Annotated in this window: 16 protein-coding genes; 11 read left to right on the forward strand and 5 right to left on the reverse strand. The window is 40.8% G+C overall.

The genetic code is table 11. The features are described from left to right. The first annotated feature begins 43 nt into the window (after positions 1–43). The 4 genes from JL001_RS09585 (at position 44) to JL001_RS09600 (ending at position 2,667) form a co-directional block, all read left to right on the forward strand. Positions 44–724 carry an SDR family NAD(P)-dependent oxidoreductase gene (locus JL001_RS09585; protein ID WP_200975876.1) on the forward strand — a complete coding sequence of 227 codons (681 nt, stop codon included), beginning with the start codon at positions 44–46 and terminating at the stop codon, positions 722–724. A 13-nt stretch (positions 725–737) separates the two neighbouring features. Next, the gene (locus JL001_RS09590; protein WP_200975877.1) at positions 738–1,436 is read left to right on the forward strand and encodes a head GIN domain-containing protein; all 699 of its coding nucleotides are present in this window, start codon (positions 738–740) and stop codon (positions 1,434–1,436) included. A gap of 5 nt (positions 1,437–1,441) precedes the next feature. Continuing rightward, complete coding sequence (locus JL001_RS09595) at positions 1,442–1,915, forward strand: nuclear transport factor 2 family protein (RefSeq protein ID WP_236252764.1); 474 nt, start codon at positions 1,442–1,444, stop codon at positions 1,913–1,915. Positions 1,916–2,205: 290 nt separating this feature from the next. Continuing rightward, positions 2,206–2,667, forward strand: a complete 462-nt coding sequence (locus JL001_RS09600) for a hypothetical protein (protein WP_200975878.1) — start codon at positions 2,206–2,208, stop codon at positions 2,665–2,667. Positions 2,668–2,679: 12 nt separating this feature from the next. On the opposite strand, the gene JL001_RS09605 is transcribed toward JL001_RS09600, so the two are convergent. Next, a complete protein-coding gene (locus JL001_RS09605) occupies positions 2,680–3,099 on the reverse strand; it encodes an META domain-containing protein (protein WP_200975879.1) in 420 nt (139 codons plus the stop codon). Positions 3,100–3,624: 525 nt separating this feature from the next. On the opposite strand from JL001_RS09605, the gene thrA reads away from it, so the two are divergent. The 3 genes from thrA to thrC are packed head-to-tail and all read left to right on the forward strand — an operon-like array spanning position 3,625 to position 8,298. Further along, positions 3,625–6,072, forward strand: a complete 2,448-nt coding sequence (gene thrA / locus JL001_RS09610) for a bifunctional aspartate kinase/homoserine dehydrogenase I (RefSeq protein ID WP_200975880.1) — start codon at positions 3,625–3,627, stop codon at positions 6,070–6,072. Next, complete coding sequence (locus JL001_RS09615; protein WP_200975881.1) at positions 6,069–7,004, forward strand: homoserine kinase; 936 nt, start codon at positions 6,069–6,071, stop codon at positions 7,002–7,004. Before thrA ends, JL001_RS09615 begins: the two co-directional genes overlap by 4 nt. A 1-nt stretch (position 7,005) precedes the next feature. Continuing rightward, entirely contained in the window at positions 7,006–8,298 is a 1,293-nt protein-coding gene (gene thrC, locus JL001_RS09620) for a threonine synthase (RefSeq protein ID WP_200975882.1), read from the forward strand. Positions 8,299–8,422: 124 nt separating this feature from the next. Here the strand turns inward: thrC and JL001_RS09625 are convergent, their stop codons facing one another. Both JL001_RS09625 and JL001_RS09630 read right to left on the reverse strand, forming a co-directional pair. Beyond that, positions 8,423–10,207 carry a M56 family metallopeptidase gene (locus tag JL001_RS09625; RefSeq protein WP_200975883.1) on the reverse strand — a complete coding sequence of 595 codons (1,785 nt, stop codon included), beginning with the start codon at positions 10,205–10,207 and terminating at the stop codon, positions 8,423–8,425. Further along, a complete protein-coding gene (locus tag JL001_RS09630) occupies positions 10,207–10,581 on the reverse strand; it encodes a BlaI/MecI/CopY family transcriptional regulator (protein ID WP_200975884.1) in 375 nt (124 codons plus the stop codon). The genes JL001_RS09625 and JL001_RS09630 overlap by 1 nt, the downstream gene beginning before the upstream one ends. 304 nt (positions 10,582–10,885) lie before the next feature. Between JL001_RS09630 and JL001_RS09635 the strand changes: the two genes are divergently transcribed. Together JL001_RS09635 and JL001_RS09640 are read left to right on the forward strand one after the other, a co-directional pair. Further along, complete coding sequence (locus JL001_RS09635; protein ID WP_200975885.1) at positions 10,886–11,647, forward strand: NRDE family protein; 762 nt, start codon at positions 10,886–10,888, stop codon at positions 11,645–11,647. Between the two features lie 98 nt (positions 11,648–11,745). Beyond that, positions 11,746–12,729, forward strand: a complete 984-nt coding sequence (locus JL001_RS09640) for a YpdA family putative bacillithiol disulfide reductase (protein WP_200975886.1) — start codon at positions 11,746–11,748, stop codon at positions 12,727–12,729. A gap of 5 nt (positions 12,730–12,734) precedes the next feature. Here the strand turns inward: JL001_RS09640 and JL001_RS09645 are convergent, their stop codons facing one another. Together JL001_RS09645 and ade are read right to left on the reverse strand one after the other, a co-directional pair. Then, positions 12,735–14,057, reverse strand: coding sequence for a sensor histidine kinase KdpD (locus JL001_RS09645; RefSeq protein ID WP_236252765.1), 1,323 nt, complete (start codon positions 14,055–14,057; stop codon positions 12,735–12,737). A 112-nt stretch (positions 14,058–14,169) separates the two neighbouring features. After that, positions 14,170–15,801, reverse strand: a complete 1,632-nt coding sequence (ade, locus tag JL001_RS09650; RefSeq protein ID WP_200975887.1) for an adenine deaminase — start codon at positions 15,799–15,801, stop codon at positions 14,170–14,172. Positions 15,802–15,991: 190 nt separating this feature from the next. Between ade and cmk the strand changes: the two genes are divergently transcribed. Continuing rightward, a complete protein-coding gene (gene cmk / locus JL001_RS09655) occupies positions 15,992–16,675 on the forward strand; it encodes a (d)CMP kinase (protein WP_200975888.1) in 684 nt (227 codons plus the stop codon). Positions 16,676–16,682: 7 nt separating this feature from the next. Then, positions 16,683–17,576, forward strand: coding sequence for a 4-hydroxy-3-methylbut-2-enyl diphosphate reductase (locus JL001_RS09660; protein ID WP_200980364.1), 894 nt, complete (start codon positions 16,683–16,685; stop codon positions 17,574–17,576). Positions 17,577–17,684: the final 108 nt, after the last annotated feature.

The following is a 17,684-nucleotide window of genomic DNA, read 5'->3' on the forward strand; positions in this document are numbered from 1 at the left end:
TTTTTCATCAATACTAGATAAAAAAATATAACCATAAAACAATATGAATAGAAATATCATCATTACGGGCGCAGCAGGAAATTTAGGGACGGCAGTTGTGGAAAAGTTTACTAGGGAAGGATTTAAGGTGATCGCAACTGTGGCTCCAGGAAAGCGTGAAGAAATGGAGGAAGCCAATGATGTCTATGAGTTGGACGTAACAGACGAGGCACAAGTAGCTGAGTTTGCCAAAGAATATGCGATTCAATATGGAGGGGAACTCGAGGCCATTGCCTGCTTGGTAGGTGGGTTTGGAATGGGAGACTTGGAAAATACTTCTCAGGCTGATATCGAAAAAATGATTCAGCTGAATTTCTTCAGTGCCTTTAATATGACCAAGGCCTTTTTGCCCGTCTTTAAAAAATCCCAAAAAGGAACGTTTTTGTTTGTAGGTGCCAGGCCTGCCTTACAGCCAGCAGATGGAAAATCACTTGTGGCATACACTTTGAGTAAGGGAATGGTGATCAGTTTGGCAGATTTGGTTTCGGAAGAAATGAAAGGTACAGGAGTGCGTTCGCACGTTTTTGTGCCCAGCATAATAGATACACCACCAAACCGGGAAGCCATGGCTGATCAAGATTTTTCAAAGTGGGTAAGCCCGTTGGAGATTGCAGAAGCAATGCACTATGCGGTTTCAAGCCCAGCTTTGAAAAACATGACTTTCAAACTATATGGTGGAGTATAAACAATCGAGTATAATGAAAAATCAAATTAAACTTATTTTAGTGTTTGCCTTGGTGGCAATCGGCGTAAAAACCCAGGCTCAGACAAGTGAAGCCTCTAGGGATTTAGGGATTTTCAATGCAGTGGAAGTTGCTAATTCCATTGAGGCGGAATTGATAAAAGGAGAGGCTTATAAGGTAGAAATTTTTGCTTCTGGTATCGATGAATCAAATATCGAAACAGAAGTAGAAGACAGGCAGCTGAAGGTGAAAATAGGTAAGGGGAGTTTCGGAAGTAACTCAGTGAAGGTGAAAATTACTTATGCAGGAGAATTGGATAAAATTGAAGCCAGTACCAGTGCCAAAGTCTTTGTCAAAGATGTGATCAAAAGCAAGAACCTGACTTTGTTTGCTCAAACCAGTAGTTACCTGGAGGCTAAAGTGAATGTTTCAAAGCTTAAGCTGGAAGCCAATACCAACGGGAAGTTATTTGTGGAAGGGTCTACTACTGATCTTGACTTGGAAGCTTATACTAAGGCAAATATTAGCGCAGAGGGGCTGGTTACAGAAAATGCTGAAGTAAGAACCAATACAGCCGCTGAATCTGTCGTTACGGTGAAGTCTTCTATTAAGGGCACTGCGGGTACTGCTGGCAAAGTTTGGTATATTGGTGATCCAGGGATGGTTGATGTTAAGACCAACACCGGAGGAGATATCGCTAGAAAGAAAAACTAATAGAGATGGTTAACCATTGGAAGAAAAATATATTGACCCTGCTGTTGATGGCAGGGTTTTCTTATTTTGGGCATGCCCAATCTTTTGATGCTGATGAGCTGGAAGTGAAATCAGTTATAGATGCCATGTTCAAAGGGCTTGAAGGTAAAGATACAGCAATGATCAGAGCCGCCTTTTCTGAGGGAGCCAGACTGGAAACCATTAGGAAAAGTCCCGAAGAAGTGTCCACGAGAAGCCAATCTGTGGAAGATTTTGTGAGCGGGATTGGAAAAGTTCCTGCTGAGATGGAGCTGGAAGAAAGGTTGTTGGATTATAAAATAAATATAGATGGCCCTATGGCTGCCGTTTGGACACCTTATGAGTTTTACATCAATGGTGAACTCAGTCATTGCGGGGTGAATTCTTTCCAGTTGGTAAAGTTTGAGAAAGGTTGGAAGATAGTTTATATCATAGACACTCGGAGAAAAGAAGGCTGCTAACCTTTTCTTCGTTTTTTTAATGCAACAGCAGTGATAATTGCCACCTCAAGAAATACAAAGGAAAAAGCAAAGATGACTTGTCCTTGGTCACTTTTTATGGAACCTTTGAAAAGGATGAAAAGGATGAAAAGGAGGAATACGGCGATGGCTATGATAAAGCCTGATTTTATACTCATGCCCAAAGAAACGAAAAAAATACCTTCCTAGAAAATCAAGATCTGGGTAAACAGAAATTCGAATCAAGGGATTTCCTTTATATTTGAAGCTTCATTACCATTTAATTTGCCAGCATGAACCATGTCCCTTTTTCGAAGATAGAATTGCATCAAGAACTCGTCAATCAAATCAGTGAAAAGTTGAAACTCGTTTCAGACAGCATCCGTCAGTTAAAGGATTCTTCTGCAGAAGATACCAAAAGTAGTGCTGGTGACAAATATGAGACGGGCAGGGAGATGATCAGGCAGGAAATGGACAAAGCAGAGAAAATGAGTTTGGAGTACAACAGCCAGTTGGAAGTGCTTTCCAGTTTGCGTCCGGATGAATCCGCCGAGCTAATTCAAAGGGGAAGTTTAGTGCTTACTGACCGCATACCATTGTATATTTCTGTTGGATTCGGTAAGGTCAATATAAGTGGGCAAGAAGTTTTTGTGATTTCGTCACAAGCTCCACTTGCCCGGTTAATGATGGGAAAAACTGCAGGTAAGGTGATCAGCCTAAATGGAGTAACTTATCATATTAAGGCTGTGCAATAAGTAAACGAACTGTTATTTACTTTGAGGGATTAGGGTCATAAGTTCTGATGCTCCATCAAGTAAGGTGAGTTTGTCTTTGCCTACTTTGAAATTGGAGACGTTTTTTAACGCACTCATGAATTTGTCCTCACCACCTCCAGGACATGCTTTTTTGGTCATCGCACCGGGGTCCAGATTTAGGTTGGTGCCACTCAATTCGAAATCTCCACTAAAAGAATTACATCCACCGAATCCGGATAACTTGCCATCATCCATAAAGCTTAAAGAAGGAAGTGCTCCATTAAACATATCCATTCCGCCACCCATTAAAGAGGATAAAACCCAATTGTTGCCAGTAAGCATTTTTAATGGATTGAGGCTAGATACGGAACTACAGGAACCCAACCCTAAAAAAAGGGCAAATAGCAAGGCAGAAAGTTTTAACTGTTTCATAGAAAAGTGATTTTGTTTTAAGTTTTATTGAGATAGTTAAAATATAAAAAAATCCTGATACTTCTTTTCGTTTTGAAAAGTTAATAGAAAGAAACGTAAATAGAATATCTGAAGGGGATGAAGCAATTAGAGAAATCCTAACAGGTTAATGTTGTGTTGTTTCTGTTTATTAAAAAATAAAATATTGTTTTTTATAATCATGCTTGTTGTAGATGTGGTAAAAAACGAAAGGTAGTTCTGATGATTTGTTAATAAATATTTGGGATATTAGAAATTTGTCACTAAGATTGTCCTGTCAATAATGAAATGATGATTAGCTCAGTCGAAAAATATTCCGATCTCACCATCGCTGCAAATGCGCAGAAGGTTGGCTGTGCCATTTTTTTTAGCATCATTACACGAACCTTTTTTATGACTACCATTACGGGGTAATCCCGTGTCTATCTATTATATTGCCGCAAAGTACCGGTCCTGTTTTGGGACATCAAAATCCATTTACATGCCATTAAAAATCGATTCATTTTTATGAAAATTATAAAATTCGGAGGATCCTCCATTGCTAATATCGAGAATATCGAGAAGGTGTTTTCCATAGTAGAGAAGAGAGCTGATAGAGAGGAGTTTGCATTAGTGTTTTCTGCTTTTGGAGGCGTCACCGAACAATTACTTCAATGTGCCACCATCGCTCAGCAAAGTGAAGAGAGTTACCATACCATTCTCCAGGAATTAGAGAAAAAGCATTTGGACATCGTCAGGAGCTTGGTGCCAGTACAACAACAATCCACAGCCCTGACTTTCGTCAAAGTAAGGTTCAATGAGCTGGGGGACTTGTTTCATGGGATTTATTTGATCAAGGAATGCTCCGATAGGACCATGGATTATGTGTTGAGTTTTGGAGAGCGCTTGTCCAACTTTATCCTTGCGGCTGGCCTTCAAGCAAGGGGAAAAGACGCAATTTACTTAGATGCCCGTGATGTGGTCAAAACCAATGACCGCTTTGGGCACGCCAAAGTGGACTTTGCCAAGACCAATGCTCTAATACAAGATTATTTCAAATCGCACAAGGGCTTAAAAGTAATTACAGGCTTTATAGGAGCTACCGATAAAGGCGAAACAACAACTGTTGGCAGAAGTGGTTCTGATTACACCGCTTCAATTTTTGCAGCCGCTCTAAAAGCTGAGCAAGTGGAAATCTGGACGGATGTGTCAGGGGTGATGACAGCAGATCCAAGGTTGGTGTATACAGCTTTCACCATACCCCAGCTGAGCTATAATGAAGCGATGGAGCTTTCTCACTTTGGAGCGAAAGTGGTATTCCCTGCTACGATGCAGCCTGCCATGAAAGAAGATATTCCTATCTATATCAAAAATACATTTAAGCCAGATGAAGTAGGAACGCTGATTAGTCGTGAATCTGGTGAAGGCAAGATCATCAAGGGTATTTCCTCCATGGGAAATATTTCTATCCTTAATGTTCAAGGGCCGGGACTTGTAGAAGTGATCGGCGTAAGTCAACGTTTTTTCGGAACCTTGGCCAACTATGGAATCAATATTGTGTTGATCAGTCAGGCTTCCTCTGAGCATAGTATCTGTGTGGCTATCCCATCTAAGGACGCAGCCAAAGCCAAGTCGATGATAGAAGAAGAATTCAGGTATGAAATTCAAAGTGGGGAAATGGATGAGGTGCAGGTGATGCCAGATATGGCAGTGATCGCAGTAGTGGGAGAAAACATGCAACACAACCCAGGTGCAAGTGGAAGGATGTTTCAGGCACTTGGTAGAAACAATGTAAACGTAGCGGCCATAGCACAAGGCAGTTCCGAGTTGAATATTTCTGCAGTGATTTCACAAGCAGACTTACAAAAGGCACTTAATGCGCTTCATGAGGCTTTCTTCTTGTCTGACTTTAAAGTGCTCCACGTGTTTTTGGTAGGGGTTGGCTTAATAGGCAAAGCACTCATAAAGATGATTGCGATCCAACAGAAGAAGCTCCAGGAAGAAAATATGCTGGACATCCAGATCCATGGTATGGCCAACTCAAGGTATATGAAGTTCCATGAAGATGGCTTTGATTTGGCGACCGTTGGGGCACCAGATGAAAATGACATGCCTATGGACATGGAAGCTTTTATCGGTACCATGTCAGACATGAATTTTTCCAACTCAGTCTTGGTGGATTGCACAGCAAGTCAAGATGTGGCGGATGTTTATAGCCAGATATTGGATGCCAAAGTGGGGATAGTGACACCGAATAAGAAGGCAAACTCAGGTTCTTTAGACACCTATAAAGCACTAAAGAAACTGGCTGGTCAAAGAGGGGTAAGGTTCTTTTACGAAACCAATGTGGCGGCAGGTCTTCCTGTGATCAATACTTTGCAGGACTTGATGCTCAGTGGTGACCATGTCCATCGCATCGAGGCAGTACTGAGTGGTTCGATGAATTATATCTTCAGTGAATTAGAGAAAGGAATGCCGTTTAGTGAAGTAGTAGCCCAAGCCAAAGAAAAAGGATATACGGAGCCGGATCCAAGGGATGACCTTAGCGGTATGGACGTAGCCAGAAAGATTTTGATTTTGGGACGTGAGGCTGGTCAGGACCTGCATTTTGAAGATGTGGCAATACAGAGCATGGTGCCTGAAGACTGTGTGGATGCCGCAACTGTGGATGAGTTTTTCGAAAAGCTTAAAAAGCATGATGCGCATTTTAAGCAGCTGTTGGATGAAGCCAATGCCAAAGGGGAGAAATTAAGGTTTATGGCTACTCTTGAAAATGGCAAGGCCAAGGTGGGATTAAATTCCTTGAACAGTGAGCACCCTTTTTATACTCTAAAAGGGAGTGACAACATGATATTGTTCACTACTGAGCGATACAATGACTTCCCGATGATTGTCAGGGGGCCTGGAGCAGGTGCCGATGTGACAGCTGCCGGTGTATTTGCAGATATTATCAGGCTAGGAAATTATTCAAGATGAAAAAGGTAACAGCATTTGCTCCAGCAACGGTAGCCAATGTCTCATGCGGTTTTGATATTCTTGGCTTTGCGGTGGAAGAATTAGGGGACAAGGTAGCAGTGTCTTTAGCTGATGAGCCGGGCGTAAGGGTGGTGAAGATAGAAGGTGATGGAGGAAGACTGCCTTATGAAACAGATAAAAATACCTGCAGTGTAGCCGTAAAGGCTTTCATGGAGGAGATAGGTTATAAGGGAGGCTTGGAAATAGAGCTTTTTAAAGGCCTGCCCTTAGGAAGTGGCATGGGGTCAAGTGCAGCCAGCTCAGTGGCAGCCTTGGAAGCGGCCAACCAACTTTTGGGTAACCCATTAGAGAAAAAAGCCTTGCTTCCATTTGCAATGAAAGCTGAGGGAGTGGCCTGTGGAGCGGAGCATGCGGATAACGTTGCGCCTTCGCTTTTGGGAGGATTTGTGTTGATTAGGAGCTATAAGCCCTTGGACGTGACCAAACTTCATGTTCCGCCAGGATTGTATTGTACATTGGTCCATCCTCACTTGGAGTTAAATACTGCAGATTCCAGAAGTGTTTTGCGCCAGCAGGTGCCATTGAAAGATGCCATTATCCAATCAGGAAATATTGCTGGGTTGGTTGCGGGTTTGTTTCAGGAGGATATGGGCTTGATCAGCAGGTCTCTTCAGGATGTAATCGCAGAGCCTTCCCGTTCTGTTTTGATCCCAGGTTTTGATGAAATCAAGAAATCTGTCAAAAGTGTCGGTGCTTTGGGAGCTGGTATCTCTGGCTCAGGCCCCACTACATTTATCCTTTCTCCAAGCAGGGAAGTGGCTGAGCGGGCAAGTGAAATTTGCCAAGAAGTTTTCAATAAAATTGGATTGGAAGTGGACTTGTATGTTTCTGCAGTAAATGTGAAGGGAACGTACGTCATCAATAAAGCTTAATATGAAATTTTACAGCACTAACAATAAAGACCATAAAGTATCTCTAAGAGAAGCGGTGATCAAAGGTTTGGCTCCCGATCAAGGTTTGTATATGCCTGAGCAAATTCCGCAACTGCCAGCTTCTTTTCTTGAAAATCTCTCCAAATTGTCTTTTCAGGAGATAGGATATGAAGTGATCGGGGCAATTTTTGGAGAAGACCTAAGCCATAATGAAATCAAGGAACTGGTAGATCATACCTTAGCTTTTGATGCGCCACTTGTGGAGGTTGAAAAGGATATTTATACCTTAGAATTGTTCCATGGACCTACGCTGGCATTTAAGGATTTTGGGGCAAGATTTTGCTCTAAGTTGATGAGTATGCTGGTTGAGGAGGAAAAGGTGAGGGTTTTGGTGGCTACTTCAGGTGATACGGGCAGTGCTGTGGCCAATGGTTTTTATAAGGTTCCAGATGTGGAGGTCATCATCTTGTACCCTTCGGGCAAAGTAAGCGTTTTGCAGGAAAAACAGTTTACCACTTTGGGAGAGAATGTGAAGGCTTTGGAGGTAGATGGAGTGTTTGATGATTGTCAAAGGATGGTTAAAGAGGCCTTTCTGGATCGTGAATTGAATGAAAAGATGTTGCTGACTTCTGCCAATTCTATCAATATTGCCAGATGGATCCCTCAATGCCTGTATTATTTTTATGCTTATTCCAGATTGCCTAAAGGCAACAAAAAAGTAGTTTTTTCTGTACCCAGTGGCAATTTTGGAAATATAGCAGCAGGGATATTGGCAGAGCGAATGGGGCTGCCTATTGATGGTTTCGTGGCGTCTACCAATGTGAATAAAGTGGTGCCTGATTACTTGAAAGGTGTTCCATTCAGGGCTCGTCCTTCTTTGCAAACCATTAGCAATAGTATGGATGTAGGTAACCCAAGTAATTTTTACAGATTGCTAGCGCTATATGACGGAGATGAGGATTTGCTCAAGGAAAAGGTCAAAGGATATTTCTTTGATGATGCGACTACTCGCGAAGTGATGAAAGAGGTAAAAGATACCCGGGGTTATGTAATGGACCCTCATGGAGCTGTGGCTTATTTGGGACTCAAAGAATATAGGGAAAGTAATTCGGATGTGGTGGGTGTGTTTTTGGAAACCGCCCATCCTGGGAAATTCAGGGATGTAGTAAAAGCAGTACATCAGGAAGAGGTGGTATTGCCAAAGCGATTGGCTGCATTTCTAGAAGGAAAGAAAAAGGTGGAAAAGCTTCCAAACGATTTTGTGGCTTTCAAAAAATACCTCATGGCTAAATAGGTGAAATTCTTGTCCGTTTTAGTCAATTGTGACAAAAACAAGGAGCCGCAACAGGTACAGGTTGAATAGTAAAGAAGCCTGTCTTGTTGCGGTTTCCTATGGCTAATAGAAAAGTGAATGTTGGTTATTCGATTTGTTTTTCTTTTTCACGCTGTCTTTTTTCCCATTCTTTCATCTTTGCTTCAAACTCCTTGATTTTTGGCTCGTTTTCTTTTTCCCAAGCCTTCATCTTCGTCTCAAACTCCTTCATTTTAGGTTCAAAAGCAATTTCCCATTCTTTTTGTTTCAATTCCATTTCTTTGCCCCAGGCTTCCATTTTGGTTTCCCACTCTTTCATGGTTTTGCCATGTTCGTTTTCCCATTCGGACATTTTTTCTTCAAACACCTTGGTCTTGGCTTCAAGCTTTTTCTCAGCTTGTTCAAGTTTTGCTTGGAGTTGGGCTCTTTTTTGTTTGTCTTGAATGGAAGTGTCACCTTCCATCTGGGCCAATTCTATGGCTATTTCACTGATTACTGAGGTTTCCTCGGAAATGTCAAGTTCTATGGTTGGCATGGGAGGGACGAAATCCATTTCTTCAAATTGAGGAACTACTGGAACCGGAGGAATTTCTACATCCATTTGAGGTACGGGGCTCAGCTCCAATACTGGCATAGGGTCAGCAACAGCTGCTACTTTTACAACTACCTTTGGAGCTGGTGTGGTGTCGGTTTTATAAGAATATACATAAGCTCGTCTGCTGTTACTGCTGGTTTTGATTTCATCAGGACAGGGAAGATGAACACTCCAATTTTTTACAACAGTTTCAGTTTTAAGGTTTGTCAACAAAAACTCTTTGGAGAATTCATGTTTTTCTGATGGTATAGCGCCCATTACTAATGAGGCACTGATCATAAGAGATACTAACATAGTTAGGGTAATTAATGGTGAAAGTTTTTCTTGTCGGGATTGTAGCCCCATGATTCTTTTTATCCTGTTCAAAGTAGGATTAGTGCTTCCAGTTGCAGCCATAGCCATTTCTGGGGTGGCTGTATGGGCGTACTCAGCTACTTCTGCAAGCCCATATGCCAATTCCTGAGGAGTGAATCCCATGCTTAGAACGACATCGTCACATGCGTTTTCTCTTTCGGTTCTGACGATTTCGTTGATCCACCAAAAGCAAGGATGGAAGAAGAAGAAGACTTCTAGGCAGTGTTGTAAGATGTTTATCAAATAATCATACCTTTTTATATGTGCCAGTTCATGTGCAATGATAGCTTCCAACTGCTGAGGGGAAGTGTTAAGCAGGAGGCCAGCAGGAATTAAAATAACTGGTTTGATGATTCCGTAAGTGATTGGGACATTGACCAGCTGGCTTTTTAGCACTTTTACTTTTCTGTAAAACTCCATAGAGGCAATCATGCTATTTACCTTTTTTATCAATTGCTCTGGCACTTGCTGGTTGTGCTTTTTATGTAAGTTTCTTAGGTCAAATAGACTGCCGGATAACTTTACCAGGAAGAACAAAGCGCCTAACAACCATAAGTTGACCAAAGTTGGAAGGAAAGCCTCTAACTTCTGGAGCCAAGAAGGATTGAAATAGTTGCTTTTTATGGTTGGAGCAGTACTGGAAAAATTGACATCGCCAGATGAAATGACTTGAACGCCACTGGAATGAGTATGGACGGTCACAGCAATTTTATCCTGCGGAGTATCCAGCATCATAGAAAAAGTAATGACACTGGTAACCGTAATGACAAGTAGGGCAATTATTCCTGCGGTATACCTGAAGTTGGCTGATTTCTTGGAGGAAACTTTGAGAACAAACCACAACAATAGGCTTACAGCAACTATTTGCCAGGTAGAGTGGATCAAAGTCCAGCCAATAGCTTCTAGGTATTCTTGATGAATAAAGTCATTGATAAAGTCCATTATTGTTGATTTTCTAGTTCATTAAGTAACTGTCGGATTTCATTGATTTCCTCCTTGGAGGGATTGCTCTGTCCAAGAGCTCTCATGATGAGCTTTTTGGCAGAACCACCAAATGTCGAATCCATAAAACTGCTTAAAAGTGAATTTTGGGTATCCTTTTCGGTAATAAGGGGAGTATAGATATGGCTCCTGCCTTGTTCGGATCTCTTGAGCAGTCCTTTGGAATACATGATCTGCATGATCTTAAGCGTGGTAGTGTATCCGGTGTCCTTTGTCTTGGAGAGCGCATCGTGTACTTCCCTTACGCTGCCTTTTTGTAGTTCCCAAAGAATGGAAAGGATTTCAAGTTCGGATTCAGTAGGCTTGTATTTCATTGTTTGATTACGATTCGTTTCGTAGTAAATATATACGACTCTTTTCGTAATTCAAAAAATACTACGATTATTTTCGTAATTGGAAATGTTAAAATAAGTTAAAACCGCTGGTTGATAGAGAGTTGTGGAACTTGAGGGACTGCCTGATGGTTTGAAGATTGGTGATGTCAAAATGGTGTTGCCAATTTAGATTTCAGTTTTAAGTGTTTAGTGAAATGAATATCCAACTCAATACGACGGTGTAGAAAGTTGTTTATTCACCCTGAAGGCCGGATAAATCCGGCCTTTTCATTAATTTAGTTTCATGTGTTTAATAACTTTTCATTGGCAGTCAGATCCCATTTATAAATTGATTTTAGTGGCTAATAGGGATGAGTTTTTTAGTAGGCCCAGTGCTAAAATCCATCAATGGGATAATGGTATCTATGCAGGAAGGGATTTGAAAAGCGGCGGTACATGGATGGGAATTCATCCAAATGGCCGTTTCGCTGCATTGACAAACTATCGGGACTTGGCTCACCTCAAGGCAAATCCTGTAAGTAGGGGAAAGTTGGTGTTGGATTATTTGACTTCCCAAGAATCTCCTTCAAGATATTTAGAAAATGTACATGAAAACCGTGATCAATACGATGGTTTCAATCTATTTGTCGCTGATAAAGATAATATGTGGTACTTTTCCAACTATGACAACAAGCCCAAACTGGTAAGCCCGGGATTGCATGGAGTTAGCAATGCTTTGTTGGATGATCCGTGGCATAAAGTGGTGAAAAGTAAATCAGCCTTTGAAAGGCAAATGCAAAATCAAGATATTTCTCTCCATAGCTTAGTCGAAATACATCGATCAACTTCAAGGGAGCAAAATGAGAGGTTGCCCAATACAGGTTTGCCCTTGAAGATGGAACGCGCATTGTCAGCGCCATTTATCAAAGAGATAGAAGGATATGGCACAGTGAATATTTCAGCAATTTTATGGAGACATGACGGTCAGGTAGATTTTCTTGAAAAACGAGTAAAGAAGAATGGCCTAGGCTTTGATGATGAAGAGTTGAGATTTAAGATGTCTTAAGAATTGAGGGCGCTTAATTTTGAAAGTGATATTTTACGCTTTATGAGAAAATTTTGGAAAACCGAACTCTTAAAGGGTAAATCTGTTTTAATTATAATATGAAAAAAATAGACGTACTGATCGTAGGTGCAGGCCCTATTGGTTTAGCTTGTGGGATAGAAGCAGAGAAAAATAAATTAAACTATGTGATCCTGGAAAAAGGCACTTTGGTCAATTCAATTTATAACTATCCTGTTAACATGACTTTTTTTTCCACTTCAGAAAAGTTGGAGATGGGGAATATACCGTTTATGTCTATTAATAAACAGCCAACTCGTCCTGAAGCGTTGGAGTATTACAGGAGGATCGCAAAGCATTTTGATCTCAAGGTGAGTCTTTATGAAGAGGTCAAACAGCTGAAGAAGCTGGATGATGGTACATTTTTGATTGAATCTTCCAAGGAAACATATTTAGCAGAAAAGGTGGTACTGTCTACTGGTTTCTATGATCTTCCAAATAAAATGAATGTTCCTGGCGAGGATCTTCCTAAAGTGACCCATTACTATAAAGAACCCTGGCCATATATTGGTCAAAAAGTGATCGTGATTGGTGGTGGGAATTCTGGGGTTGATGTAGCTTTGGAGACATGGCGAAAGGGAGCAGAGGTGACCATGGTGCTTAAAGATGAATCTGTAGACCGAACAGTAAAATATTGGGTACTTCCCGATATCGAAAATAGGATCAAAGAAGGTTCTATCAAGGCCTATTATAATAGTAGCATTAAGGAAATTAAGGAGAAAGAAGTTGTTATTGAAACCGAAAATGGCGAGGAGACTTTGGAGAATGATTATGTTCTGGCAATGACTGGTTACAAGCCAAATTATGAACTACTGAACCAACTTGGGGTTGAATTGACTTTGGATGAAAAAAGGAGGCCTTGTTTTGATGGAAAGAGCCAGGAATCCAATGTGCCAGGGCTTTATTTGGCGGGTGTGGTTTGTGGGGGGCTAAATACCCGAGAGTTTTTTATAGAAAACACTATAGTGCACGCACATGCCATCTTCGAAGACATTATGAGCAAGAGAAAGCAGGTGCTGAAATAAAGGTTTTAGGCAGCTGGCAATGTTGGGAATACAGGGAGAGACAATGTAAAGGTAGTGCCTTTGCCTACTTCACTTTGGACATTTAGCTCACCTTTGATTTTTTTAGCGTTTTCATTACAAATGAAGAGACCGAAGCCTGTGCCTTTTTCAGTTTGAGTGCCTTCTGTAGACTGGAAGTCCATATCAAAAATACTGTTGAGCTTATGTTCTGGTATACCCACTCCTGTATCGGAAACCTCAATGATGATTTCGTGTTCTTTATGGTTAAAAGAGAAATCTATTTTCCCTTCTGTTGGAGTGAATTTGATAGCGTTTTGCAATAAGTTTCGAATAATCAAAAGAAGCCTGTCAATATCCGTGGTAATGATAATACTTCCCAAAAACACGGTGTTTAAGGTAATTCCTTTTTGTTTGGCCAGATTGTGATAGATGTTAAGTACCTCTTCGCTTTTCTTTTTGATATTTACTCTTTTATAATTGGGTTCTGTGTTTTTGAGTTCTACAGTCGCCCAGTCCAAAATACTTTCGGCCATCTTTTGGGTATTGGAAGCCATGATAAAAAGGTCTTCTTGGATGCTTTTGGTTTCCTCATCGCTTAGCTCGCCTTCTTTGATCATTTCGAGTATTTTGGTGATGGAAAGAAGAGGGTTTTTCAGGTCATGTGAGATCAAGGCAATGATCTTGTTTTTCTGCTCATTGTTTTGATGGAGGTTAAGGTTTGCCTTTGTTAAGGCCACACTTTTCAACTCGTTTTTTATTTTCTGTTTTTGATAGTTCCACTTTAACGCAGAAATGATGGCCATCATGCCGATGGCACAGGCCATATAGCTTAAGGACTGATCGAGAAATTTAATCTCCGGACTACTGTAATTATTGGCGATCAGATCTGGGTAAAAATTATGGATAAAATAGAGTGTTATGAAAAAAACGATATTATAAATTGTCCAAAACCAAAAGGTTTTTCTCTCAGAAAGGGTCAGGACGATAATATGGACCATTAAAAATATATAAGGAGTGGGGCCCTGGATACCATCATTGAGATAGAAGTTTAGCGCCAATATGGGGTAGCTTAGGGCAGCTAAAACTTTTATGCCCCATTGATAGTTTTTTCTGGATCTCCCTGCTAGATAAAACCCTAAAATAATGATGGAGGTAATGAACAAAAGTGCAGATAAAAGGTATTGGGACAAGACATAGTTGAAGATGACCATGCTTTTAAGGTAGATTATCGTTATGATAGCTACTGCATTAAAAATTCTGGATTCCAACTCTTGTTCCTGATCGCTGAGGGTCAGTTTTTGCCACAATTGCTTAGATCGATTTGTCAAGGGTTCGTTTAATTTGTGCGGTTCAAAACGAATTATAAAATACGAAAATTGAATCTAATATAATAGCTGTTTTTGTTTTTAGGGTTTTTGGACTAATTTTTTTTGATTATTACTATTCTTGAAATAGTGGAGTGAACTCAAATTTGAGCCCATCAAAAAGCCCTTTGTCACTGAGTTTCAATTCTGGAATTACCAAAAGGGCCATGAAACTTAAGGTCATAAATGGTGAATTCAAGGTTGATCCCATCTTTTTCGCCATTAAGTCTATGCTGGTATAGGCTTTGGCTATTTTATAGCCATCTTCATTAGACATGATTCCCCCGACAGGAAGGGGTAATAGGAAATCCTCAGTTTTAGAAACTGCAGAAATACCTCCTTTAGCCTCTATGATAAGGTTGACAGCCTTGGCAATAGAAGCATTGTCCACTCCTACTGCGATAATATTGTGGCTATCATGGCCGACGGATGAAGCTATGGCTCCTTCTTTCAGTCCAAAATTTTTAATGAATGAAACCGTAGGATTTTGGTCCTCATACCTATTGATCACCGAAATTTTAAGTATGTCAGCCTCGATATTTGACTCGGCCAGCCCTTCTTTTATTTTTATTTTTCCTGTAATCTGCGGTGTAATCAATTGGCCATCTTGAGCTACAATTACCTTAACAGTGTCACCTTTTGCTTGGATTTCAAAATCTGCAGGGCTTTTGGGAGAAGTGTTAAAGTTGTTGATCAAGTTGCTCGGGATGGAGGGAATCAATGTTTGCCCATTCTCAGCGATTTTTTTTCCATTGACATAAGTAGCAATAATATCAAACTCTATTAAGTCCTTGGATATGATGAAATCTGCCTTATCACCAACTTGAAGCTTGCCTACATCCATCTGATAGTGTTCAATAGGATTAATACAGGCTGCTTGAAGTACTTTGAATAAGTCTTTTTCTTTTTTTACTGCTCTAGAAACTAACTTGTTGATGTGGCCTTCGGCAAGATTGTCAGGGTGCTTGTCATCCGAGCAAAACATGATTTTGTGATAATAGTCATTAATAAGGTCAATAAGGGCATCAAAGTTTTTTGCCGCACTGCCTTCCCTGATAGCTATTTTCATCCCATACTGGAGTTTGTCCAAAGCCTCTTCCTTTGTGAAACACTCGTGATCGGTGCTTATGCCTGCACTGATATATTTTTTAGCCATTTCTCCCTTTAGCCCCGGAGCGTGGCCATCTATTGGTTTTCCAAACTTTTGGGCAATGGCTATTTTTTCCATGACCTCAGGGGCTCGATTTACGGTGCCCGGCCAATTCATCATTTCTGCCAAATAGCTTACTTCTGGACGGGACAGCAAATCTTCCAAGTCTTCCGCTGATATTTCGCCACCTGCTGTTTCAAAAGGTGTAGCAGGTACACAGGATGGCGCTCCAAAATAAAATTTAAAATTGACCTGCTTTCCATTTTGAATCATATATTCAACACCTTCTTTTCCACAGACATTGGCTATTTCGTGTGGGTCTGATACGGTGGCGACAGTTCCATGAACAGATGCTAGCCTGGCAAATTCAGAAGGGATCAACATGGACGATTCCACATGCACATGAGCATCTATAAAACCGGGAAGAATATAATGTTTTGGCGCGTTTTCAACTGGATTTATGGCTGAAATAAGGCCGTCTTGGATCGTGATTCTGGTGTTTTTTATTTTTTTGTTAATCACATCGACCAGTTGGCCATCAATGAAAAAAGTGTTCATGGTGTTTGTAGAGTGTCTTTGGTGTAATACTAAAGATAACTAAATGGATTGGCTAAAAGTAGTGGAAGCAGTTTAAGTTTTCTGATGGCACCTTGGCTTGGAGAGAGCTTTGTAGGTATATTAAGGGTTTTTGTCTTTATAAAATTCTATATTTGCAGCGAAACTTACGGATAGAAAGTGAATTTTTGATATGAGGAAAATTGTAATTGCTATAGATGGCTTTTCGGGATGTGGAAAGAGTTCGACCGCCAAGCAGGTGGCCAAAAAACTGGGATATACCTACATTGATTCTGGAGCCATGTACAGAGCTACAACCTTACATTTTCTCAACAGGTTTACTGTTCTTACCAATCCGAAAGACGTGGATAAGGCCTTGGGGAGTTTGGAAATATCCTTCCATAAAAATGAGGAGACAGGTCTGCAAGAAACGTATCTCAATGGACTTAATGTGGAAAGAAAAATTCGGACTATGGAAGTTTCAGAGAGGGTAAGTGAAGTCAGTAAGATTAAAGAGGTAAGGCGTGAACTGGTCAGCCAGCAGCAACGTTTAGGAAAGCACAAAGGTGTGGTGATGGATGGAAGGGACATAGGTACAGTGGTGTTTCCTAGTGCTGAGCTGAAAGTGTTTATGACTGCTGATTTAAAGATCCGGGCGGAAAGAAGACAGCAAGAGCTATTGGAGAAAGGGGAGATGGTGGAGTTGGAAAAAATCATCCATAACTTATCAGAAAGGGATAGGATTGATTCAAGCAGGACGGAAAGTCCTTTGAAGAAAGCGGAAGACGCTGTCGAAATAGATACCAGTTTACTGGATTTTGAGGATCAAGTTTGCGAAATTACCCATCTGGCGCAGCAAAAAATAGCGGCAAATTAATATTATGATGCAAGTTACAATAGATAAAAATTCAGGATATTGCTTTGGAGTGGAGTTTGCCATTCAAATGGCAGAGGATGAGATGCAGGAAGCAGATCGCTTATATTGTCTTGGAGATATTGTCCATAATGACATGGAAGTAAAGCGGCTGAGTGAAAAGGGCTTGGTGGTGATAGACCGGGAGAACCTGAAGGACCTTAGGGACTGTAAGGTGCTGATCAGGGCACATGGTGAACCCCCTGAAACTTATAAGCTTGCCATCGAAAATAATATTGAGCTGATCGATGCTTCTTGTCCAGTGGTGCTGAAACTACAGCATCGTGTAAAAACTGCTTTTGATAAGATGGAAAAGCAGGATGGTCAAATTGTAATTTATGGTAAAAAGGGGCATGCTGAAGTGATCGGACTTACTGGCCAAACATTGGAAAAGGCTGTGGTGGTCATGGAGGATGAAGACTTGGAAAAAATAGATTTCTCAAAACCGGTCACACTTTTTAGCCAGACCACGAAGAGCACCAAAGGTTTTTATGCCCTAAAAGCTAAAATAGAAGAACGGATGGCCAAGGCCAATCAATCCTTGGAAGAGGTGGAATTTACCGCCAATGATTCAATCTGCAGACAGGTCTCTAACCGAGAACCTCAGTTGACCAGATTTGCCAATGAGAATGATGTAATTATTTTTGTTTCAGGTAAAAAGAGCTCAAATGGTAAGGCCTTGTACCAGGTTTGTAAAGCCGAAAATGAGCGAAGTTACTTTGTGGAAAATGAAAGTGAAATAGATACTGCATGGTTTGAGGCGAACGATAAAGTAGGGATATGCGGTGCCACTTCTACCCCTATGTGGCTAATGGAACAAGTAATGGCCTATATCAATTCTTTGGGGGAAGTGGTGAGCCAATAGTCCGTCCTCCAATAAATTTTAGTCAAGACAATATCCCACTCATAAATATTACTGGAATTATCTTCTAATAACTAATGTATTTTATTAGATTTGAGGCGTTTTTCAAAG

It is taken from the genome of Echinicola sp. 20G, assembly GCF_015533855.1.
Taxonomy (GTDB): domain Bacteria; phylum Bacteroidota; class Bacteroidia; order Cytophagales; family Cyclobacteriaceae; genus Echinicola.